6 protein-coding genes are annotated in these 9,302 nt (G+C 76.9%); all 6 read right to left on the bottom strand.

The window, feature by feature from the left end; genetic code table 11:
• Positions 1–1,044, bottom strand: a 1,044-nt coding sequence (locus G6556_RS14410) for an ROK family protein (RefSeq protein WP_166942769.1), incomplete at its 3' end; no start/stop codon positions are given.
• 220 nt (positions 1,045–1,264) lie between these two features.
• Positions 1,265–2,317: a LacI family DNA-binding transcriptional regulator gene (locus G6556_RS14405; protein ID WP_166942766.1), complete on the bottom strand. Its 1,053-nt coding sequence runs from the start codon at positions 2,315–2,317 to the stop codon at positions 1,265–1,267.
• Positions 2,318–2,349: 32 nt separating this feature from the next.
• Positions 2,350–4,218: an MBL fold metallo-hydrolase gene (locus G6556_RS14400; RefSeq protein WP_166942763.1), complete on the bottom strand. Its 1,869-nt coding sequence runs from the start codon at positions 4,216–4,218 to the stop codon at positions 2,350–2,352.
• A 126-nt stretch (positions 4,219–4,344) separates the two neighbouring features.
• Positions 4,345–5,958 (bottom strand): FAD-dependent oxidoreductase, encoded by a 1,614-nt coding sequence (locus tag G6556_RS14395; protein WP_346774919.1) that lies wholly within the window; start codon positions 5,956–5,958, stop codon positions 4,345–4,347.
• Positions 5,955–7,856, bottom strand: a complete 1,902-nt coding sequence (locus G6556_RS14390) for a hypothetical protein (RefSeq protein ID WP_166942760.1) — start codon at positions 7,854–7,856, stop codon at positions 5,955–5,957. Before G6556_RS14390 ends, G6556_RS14395 begins: the two co-directional genes overlap by 4 nt.
• 40 nt (positions 7,857–7,896) lie before the next feature.
• A partial coding sequence (locus tag G6556_RS14385) for a GH1 family beta-glucosidase (RefSeq protein WP_205693513.1) occupies positions 7,897–9,302 on the bottom strand: 1,406 nt, incomplete at its 5' end.

Raw genomic sequence — 9,302 nt, 5'->3', positions numbered from 1 at the left:
GGCGGCTTCGTCGGCGGCGGCGCCGGCTTCGGCGGCCTGGGCGGCGGCCAGCACGTCGAGCGCGATCGCCCCGGCCCCGACGACGCACACCACGTCCCCGAGCGCCGCGAGCCGCACCGTCGCGGCGCGCGCGGCCGGCGGCATCGCCTCCCGCGCGACGATCGCCCGCACCGGGTCGAGCAGCATCGCCCCGGCGCGGGTGACCCCGCCGCCGAGCACGACCAGCTCCGGCTCCAGCACGTTGACCAGGTCGGAGACGGCGCTGCCGAGCAGGTCGACGGTCTCGTCCCAGACCCGGCGGGCGAGCGGGTCGCCGGCGGCCGCGGCGGCGCTGACGTCCGCGGCGGTGACGACGGGCAGGCCGGCGAGCGAGGACGGGGTCTCCCCGGGCGCCGGGTCCGCGAGGGCCTCGGCGGCACGGGCCGCGATCGACGAGCCGGACGCGTACGCCTCGACGCAGCCGCGCCGCCCGCAGGAGCAGGCGCGGCCGCCGCGGCGCACGGTGATGTGCCCGAGCTCGCCGCCGTTGCCGGCCGCGCCGCGGTGCAGCCGGCCGTCGAGGACGACTCCCCCGCCGACGCCGGTCGACACGGTCAGGTAGACGAGGCTGCCGAGGCCGCGCCCGGCGCCGTACCGGTGCTCGGCGACGGCGGCGGCGGTGGCGTCGTTCTCCAGGGCGAACGGGACGCCGAACTCGGCGGTCGCCATCGGGCCGATCGGGATGTCGTCCCAGCCGGGCAGGTGCGGCGGCGACTGCAGCAGGCCGGTGGGCGCGTCGAGCGGGCCGCCGCAGGCGATGCCGACCGCGCCGACGGCGCCGAGCCCGGCCTCGGCGACGGCCTCGTGGCCCATCGCGAACAGCCGGCCGATGACGGCGGCCGGGCCCTCCTCGCGGCGGGTCGGGCGCACCCGCAGCCCGTGCACGCCGCCGTCCGGGGTGACCACCGCGACGGCGAGCTTGGTCCCGCCGATGTCGAGCGCGAGGACCGGCGTGCCGGTGGCCGTGCCGCCGTCCGCGGGCGCGGGCGAGCCGTCCGTCGTCATGCGTCCTCCAGACCCCCGGCGGGCGCGCGGCCCGGTGCGGCGGCGCGCGGCGACCCCGGGGTCCGGACGGCGGCGATGCCGTGCGGACGCTCTGGGATCGATTCCAGATCGAGCATAGGAGTGCGCGCGAGAGAGCGTCAAGCCACGCGTGGGAAAACGATCACGCCACGTGGGATCGAGTCCAGGTCAGCGCGTCAAGACCCGCGCGCGAGGCCGGACGTCAGGCGGTGGGCGGGGCCGCGGTCGAGCCGCGCTGGGCCACGGCGGCCGACAGCATCACGGTGCGCTTCGGCGACCCGGGGTTCTCGATCCGCTCGAACATCTGGGCCACGGCGGCCTCGCCGAGCGCCACGGCGTCCTGCGCCACGGCGGTGACCCCGGGCGTGACCATCGTCATCCAGGGCGCGTCGTCGAACGACACCAGGCTCAGGTCCTCGGGCACCCGCAGGCCGAGCGCCTGCGCGGCGCGCCAGACGCCCTCCGCGAGGACGTTGTTGGCCGCGAACACGGCGGTCGGCCGGTCCGGGCCGTCGAGCAGCCCGCGCGCCACGCCGGTCGCGGCGCCGACGTCCCAGCCGCCGCGCACCACGAGGGCGTCGTCGAGCGGCAGCCCGGCGGCGAGGAACGCGGACCGGTAGCCGACCAGGCGGTCCCGGCCGGTGGTCCAGTCCATCTCGTCGATGAGCAGCGCGACCCGGCGGTGGCCCTGCTGCAGCAGGCCGGTGGTGACCCGCTCCGCCGCGGCCTTGTTGTCGACGACCACCGCGTCGCAGGCGCCCTCGGCGAACTGCCGGTCGACCTCGATGACGGGGATGCGGTGCCGGCCCAGGTACTCGGTGACCTCGGCGGACAGCGGGGTGAGGATGACGCCGGCGACCCGCAGGGCGACGAAGGTCTCGGCGGCCTCGAGCTCGGCCTCGACCGAGCCCGCGTCGTCGGCGAGCATCATCGCGTAGCCGCGCCTGCGGGACTGGCCGCTGATCCCGCTGGCGAGGTCGGCGTAGAAGGAGTTGCGCAGGTCGGAGACGAGCACGCCGATGGACCGGCTGACCTGCTGGCGGAGGTTGCGCGCCATGGCGTCCGGCACGTAGCCGAGGGTCTGGGCGGCGCGCCGCACCCGGTCGCGCACGGCCGGTGCCACGTAGCCGCGACCGGTGAGCGCGCGCGAGGCGGTGGAGCGGGAGACGTCGGCGGCCTCGGCCACGTCCTTGATCGTGGCGCGGCGTCCCGGGGCGGTCGCCGCACCGCGCGTGCCCGGCGCGGCAGCCTCCATGCAGTGCTCCTCGTTCCCGGGCCCCGCGGGCCTCAGTCCACCACGACGTCCACGAGCGCCTCGGCGTGCTGGCCGAGCCGCAGGTCGCCGATGCTGACGTCGACGGCCAGGCGCCGGCGGACCGCCGCGGGACCCGTGGGCACCACGTCCAGGTCGATCTCCGCGTGCCCGCCGGGCGGGAGCGCGACGACGGCCTCGTCGGGGTGCGCGCGCCAGCCTAGCGGCAGCACCGGGCGCACGGTCGCCTTGCGCTCGTCGCGGGCGGGGTTGCGGACGGTGACCGTGAACCGGGCGGGCCGGCCGGCGCGCACGGCGGACCGGTACGGCGTGATCCGGGCCATCCGGGTGTCCGACCCGAGGTCGAGCTCGTCGAGCGGCAGCAGGTCGTGGTGGATCTGCACCAGCTCCTCGCCCTCGGCGTCGAGCATCGCCAGGTAGGCGTCGTCGACCCAGCGGGGCTCCCAGTGCCCCGAGACCATGACGCCGGGCGCGACCCGCCGGTAGAGCGCGGCGCTGTCCCGGTAGTCGGTGACCCGGAACAGGTTCCGGTACTGGTAGTTGAGGATCTCCCGCCGGTTCGCGGGGACGCCCAGCCCGTCCTGCTGGTCCCCGGTGACGAGCACCCGCACGCCGTCGACCTCGACCTCGAAGGCCGCGGCGTACAGCGTGTGCCCGGGCAGCTCGTGCACGGTGATCTCGTACTCGTGCCAGCGGAACGACTCGCCGAGCGGCAGCACCCGGTCGACCGGGATCGGGTCGTACCACTGGCAGGGCAGATCGTGCCGGAGCGGGTCCTCCAGCACGGGGGCGACGTTGGCCGGCGCCCAGACCTCGGTGCCCTCGACGTCGCGCAGCAGGTTCATGCCCGCCACGTGGTCGTCGTGGTAGTGCGTGGGGAGCACCGCCTCGACGGCGGTCACCCCGAACTCCCGGCGCAGAGCGGGCAGCGAGGCGAGCCACGGCCGCCGGGACGCGCGGTCGCCGCCCGACGCGAGCCCGGTCGTCATGTCGTAGCCGAAGTCCAGCAGCAGCGCCGGCCCGTCCCGGGACACCAGGACGTAGGAGCACGCGTTGCTCGACAGGTTGAGCAGGAAGTGCTCGGTGATCCGCTGGAACGGCTCGGCGAGCCGGAGCCGCAGGTCCCACGGCTGCGGGCGCCGCGAGTCGACGTAGCCGCGCATCCGGGTCGCCAGCAGGCCGAGCGCGTGCTGCGGGTCGTCCATCGGCTGCCCGTGCGACGGCAGCAGCAGGTCGAGCCGCTCGTCCATCAGCAGGTAGCAGGACAGGACCGTCATCGCCGGCCCCTCGTTCTCCGTGTACGACCACTGGGTGGCGGCGAGCGACCACACCTTCCCCGGCGCGTAGACGAGGTCGCCGGTGAAGCCGAGCCGGCGGCCGCCGCGCTCGACGACGTAGGACACCGACCCGATGGTGTGCCCCGGCGTCGGCACCACCTGCACCGGCACGCCCCCGTAGACCCGGGTGCGGTACTCCGGGACGACGTCCGCGACCGGGACCGGGTCCAGCAGGGAGAACCGGTCCTCGCGCAGGTTGTAATCGTTGACCACCTGGCGGGTGCGCCACATCTCGTCGACCCGGTCGAACAGGTCGCGCTCGACGGGCGGGACGTGGATCGCGATGCCCGCCGCGACGGCGCGGGGCAGGCCCTGGCCCTGGTCGCGGTGGTGGTGCGTGAGGAGCACGTCGGTGATCCGGTCGACGCCCATCGCCTCGAGGTGGTCGAGCACGGCACCCGACCCGAAGTCGATCGCGACGGCCGTGCGGCCGCCGTCGGCGGCGGGCTCGGCGGCGCGGACGACGTAGACGTGGCAGGTGTCGGCGACCCGGAACACGCCGGGCGCGACCTCCACGACGTCGGCGGCGACGGCGGTGGCGGGCATGCGCCTATGGTATCGATTCCAGAAGTGGCACCACAACCGATGAGACCGAAGAGAAGCGCTGCTCACGGGCCGTTTCTCCCGCTGTGCCGGGTTCGTCCCGGTGCCGCACGCCTCGGCGCCGGGGCGTCACACCGCCAGCACCTGCCCCGCCGCCCGCAGGTCGTCCTGCAGCGCCACCACGTCGAGCGCCTGCACGGCCCGCCCGGACGCCGCCGCCCGCGCCGCCGCGAGCCCCGCGACGTGCCCGAGCATCTGGTACTGCGGCTCCATCCGGATCGAGGAGAACGCCACGTGCGACGCCGACACGCACACCGGCACCACCAGGTTGGTGCAGTCGGCCCACCGCGGCACCAGCGCCCGGTACGGGACCGGGTACGGGGGCACCGGCACCGAGTAGTACCCCTCGGTGACGACCATCCCGACCGGCCGCGGGTGCTCGTGCACCCAGCGCCAGGTGCGCTGCACCTCCCGGACGTCCAGGTGGTACGAACCCATCGCCACGACGTCGTGCCACCGGGCGGGCCCGGTGAGGTCGCGCTCGGTGAGCACCACCTCGCCGACCATGCGGCGCGCCTCGCGGACGTAGAGCTGGTGCGGCAGGTGGCCGGTGTCGACGAACTCGTCGGCGGGCAGCCCCCAGCGGGCCAGCTCGCGGCGGACCGGAGCGGGCACGTCCGGGTCGTGCGTGAGGAACCACAGCAGGTCCTGGGCGTGGTCGAGGTGGTGCCGGCGGATCTCCTCGCGCCGGTCCCACCCCGCGGTCGGGTACTCCCAGGCGGTGCCGTCGAGGACGCTGAGCGAGAACGGCCCGAGCGAGTTGCCGTCGGCCTTGCCGCCGGGCAGGTTCGGCTCGAGCCCGAGCAGCGACCCCGCCGCCGGGACGTGGCCAGCAGCGGCCCAGTGCCGGAACAGCCGGCGGCCGAGCTCCCAGTGCGCGTCGTCGTACCCGGCGCGCCGCCCGACCGGCACCCGGTCCGGCGCGGTCGTCAGGCAGAGCCGGTAGCCGTAGGACATCACCCCGCCGTCGCCCGACCCGACGGGCGCGAGGGGCACGTCCCGGACCTGCGGCAGCACCGCGCCCGGCGTCTCCCCCGACGGGTCGTCGACGAACGGCGAGACCCAGCCGGGGAACGCGTGCCGCCCGGGCACGGGCTCGCGCCGGCCCGCGAAGGTCTCGCCGTGCAGCGACCGGTCCTCCCGGCCGACGCGGTACGGCACGCCCGCGAGCGCGAGCAGGTCGCCCTCGTAGGTCGCGTCCACGAACGCGGCACCGCCCCAGGTCCGGCCCTCCGCGGTGCGCACCGACCGGATCACGCGGTCCGCCACGTCCGCCGACCGGACCGCCGCGCCGTGCTGCACCCGGATCCGCGGGTGGTCGAGCCAGCGCCGCAGGATCGCCTCCGCCACGTGCGGCTCGGGGCCCGCGTACGCGCCGACGGGCACGCCGTAGTGCGCGGCGACCTCCGCCCGGAACCGGGCCGCCATCCCGCCGAGCACCCGGACGTCGCCCACGTCGGTGTACCCGAGGCCGCCGGAGGTCATCCCGCCGACGTGCTCGCCGGGCTCCAGCAGCAGCACGGTCGCCCCGGCCTCCGCCGCGGCGACGGCGGCGCACACGCCGGCCGAGGTGGCGCCGACCACGACGACGTCGGCCTCGGCGGCCGGGGCCGACGCGGCCGGGGCCGACCCAGCCAGGGTCGACGCAGCCGGGGCCGACGCCCCGCCGGGGTCGGCCGTCACACCCGGGTCCCGGTCGCCGACCGCGCGGGCAGCCCCGCCCGGTACGTCGCCCACGACGCCGCCACGAGCGCCAGGTCCTCGGCGGTCAGCGGCTCGCCCGACCGGTCGACCCTCTCCGCGTAGTACAGCGCCGGCACCCCGCCCTCGGCCTGCGCCGCGACGTAGTCGCGCCACTGCGCGCGGTCGAGCATCGGCCACTGGTCGGTGTCGACGAGGTGCCCCGGCAGCGCGGCGCGGGCGATCGACCGGCGGACGCGCATCTGGTCCGCGAGCGGGACGACGCGGGCGGCGGTGTCCCGCTCCAGCACGTCGTTGAGCCGGACCATGTCGCACACGTCCGCGAACGCGGGGTGCGGGGTGTGCGTGACCAAGAGGGCGTCGGGCTTGGCGGCCTTGGCCGCGCGGTACAGGTCGCCGAGCAGGGCGTGCAGCCCGGCGACGCCCCACGGCGCGTCGGCGCCGGCCGCACCCGCGGCGGGGTGCGGGCGCACGGAGTGGCCGGCGGGCGCGCGCTGCGTGAAGTCCACCTTGAACCCGTCGGCGTCGACCCCGTCCGGGCCGAGCAGGTGCGCGACGGTGCGCCGGACGCGGTCGCGGTACGCGGGGCTCGCGGGGTCGACGGCGACGGGGCGCCCGGCGGCGTCCACCAGGCACTCCTCGGGCGGCAGGCCCTCGGGGTCCCAGGCCTTCCACCACAGCAGCACCCGCTGGCCCGCGGCGTGCCGCCCGGCCACCCAGGCGCGCAGGTCGGGCCAGCGCTCCGGGTCGACCTCCGCGGTCCCGTACGCGCGCTGCCACTTGTCGTCGACCACGACCGTCCCGGGGACGACGTCGTGCGCCGCGAGGTGGGCCAGCAGCTCGTCGTACACGTCCTGCCGCGCGAGGTCGGGCGCGATCGGCAGGCCCGCGGGCACCACGGCCGGGCCGAGGTCCTGGAGGCGGTACGGGTGCGCGGCGGGCTCGCCGGGCAGCGGGGCCCGGGCGCACTGGGCGCCCCAGCCGCAGAAGATCGGCTCCGCCCACCAGTCCGCGGCCGGCCCGAGCGGGCCCTCCGGCGCCCCGGCGGCCACCAGGTCCGCGCGGTGGTCCGCGAGCGCCGCCCACGGGTCCGCGGCCGGGCGCAGCACCAGGGTCGGGCTGCGCCAGGCGCCGTCGACGGCGGTGTGGGCGTCGTGGTCGAGCTCCAGCAGGAACCCGCCGTCGACGGGCTGGTAGCGGAGCTGGGTCAGCCGCAGGTCGGCGACGGGGGCGACCAGCCCGAGCGCGAGCCAGCCGGGGCCCGCCGGCACGTCGAGGGCGGACGCCGCGGGCTCCCGGCCGAGCACGAGGCACAGCGGCGGCGGGGAGAACACCGCGTGCAGCCGCCCGGGCGACGCGTCCCCGACCACGCCGAGCGTCGCCGCCGACGCCGCGGGCCGCACCAGGTCGACCGGCTCCGTCGGGTTCGGCACGAACAGCGACCGGTACTCGGTCGACGACCGGAACGTGCCACCCGCGCCGTTGCGCAGCACCGCCCGGCCGCCGAGCAGCCGGACGTCGGTGAGCACGCCCGACCCCGCCACCTCGACGGTCAGCTCCAGCCGGTCGGGCAGGCAGCGCAGCGTCGTGCGCCGGCGGCCCCACGCGGTGCTGGCGCAGTCGAGCCGGACCTCCGCGACCGGGGTGTCGACGACGTCCGTGCCGACCGGGTCGCCGGCCGCGTCGTGCACGGTGGGGGCGCCGACGTCGTACGACTCGTCCGCGGCGCCGACCACGTCCACCGACGCGAGCAGGCTCAGGTGCGACCAGATGCGGCCGTCGGGGTCGGCGAGCACCGCGCGGGGCGGGTCGGCGCGGACCTCGACCAGGTAGGTGTCGGCGTGGATCGTGCGGGTGCCGGGGGCGGCGGTGATGCGCATGGGTCCTCGGAGGTGGTGGGTGCGGGTGGCGCGGCCGGGGTCAGCCGAACGGGGCGATCGCGGGCTGCGCCTCCGGCAGCGCGCCGGTGCGGGCGATCCCGGCGTACACGCGCCCGGAGTCCTTCACCGTGCGCCGGCCGGTCGCGTAGTCGACGTGCACCAGCCCGAACCGCGGCCGGTAGCCGAGCGACCACTCGAAGTTGTCCAGCAGCGACCAGTGCAGGTAGCCGACGACGGGCGCGCCGGCCTGGATCGCCTCGTGCACGGCGCGCAGGTGGCCGAGCAGCAGGTCGGTCCGGCGGACGTCGTGCACGCGGCCGTCGTGGGTGGGCGCGTCGCCGAACACCCCGCCGTTCTCGGTGATCATCAGCGGCGTGCCGGGGTGGTCGCGGTGCAGCCGGAGCAGCAGGTCGCGCAGGGCGTCCGGCACGATCTCCCAGCCCTCGTCGGTCCGCGGCACGTCGCCCGCCGGGCCGACGACCTGCCACGGGAACGGGCGGTCGGGCCCGGCGGGCGCGGCGGCGACGACGCGGCGCGTGTAGTAGTTCACGCCGATCCAGTCCTGCCGGCCGCCGATCCGGTCCTCGTCGCCGGGGCGGATCACGTCGTCGAGCGACCGGCCGAGCGCGCGTTCGTAGTGCGCGCGCATGTCCTCGGGGTACCCCCGGCCGGCGAGCGGGTCGAGGGACCACCGGTTCACGTAGCCGTCGGAGCCCCAGGCGGCCGCGGCGTCCTCGGCCGAGCCGGTCGCGGGGTCGCACGGGAACAGGCTGAGCGCGCAGCCGGTGCGAGCCCGGGGCGCGTGGGCCTTGATCGCGTCGGCGGCGGCGCCGTGGCCGAGCAGCACGTGGTGCGAGGCGGCGACCGCGGCGCCGAGGTCGGCGACGCCCGGCGCGTGCAGGCCGAGCTGGTAGCCGAGCAGGGCGACGATCCACGGCTCGTTCTGGGTGACCCACCAGGTGACGCGGTCGCCGAGCCGGCCGGCGACGGCGTCGGCGTACTCCGCGAAGGCGTCGACGGACGACCGGCCCGCCCACCCGCCGTCCGCCATCAGCGCCTGCGGCATGTCCCAGTGGTTGAGGGTGAGCACCGGCTCGACGCCGCGCTCCAGCAGGGCGTCGACGAACCGCTCGTAGTGGTCCAGCCCGCGCCGCTCGACCCGGCCGCGACCCTCGGGCACGACCCGCGACCAGGCCACCGAGAACCGGTAGGCCCCCAGCCCGAGCTCCGTCACCAGGTCCACGTCCTCGCGCCAGCGCCGGTACGAGTCGCACGCGCGGGAGCCGTCGCCGCCGCCCTCCACGGCACCGGGCCGGGCGGCGAACTCCTCCCAGACGGACCGGCCGCGGCCGTCGGCGTCGAGGCTGCCCTCGACCTGGTACGCCGAGGTGGCGGCGCCCCAGAGGAAGCCGGGCGGGAAGGTGACGGTCACGGGCGGGCCTCCAG

The sequence above is a fragment of the Cellulomonas sp. IC4_254 genome (assembly GCF_011603975.1).
Taxonomy (GTDB): Bacteria; Actinomycetota; Actinomycetes; order Actinomycetales; family Cellulomonadaceae; genus Cellulomonas.
The sequence above is the reverse complement of the archived record's forward strand: the minus strand, read 5'-3'. Positions and strand labels throughout refer to the sequence as shown.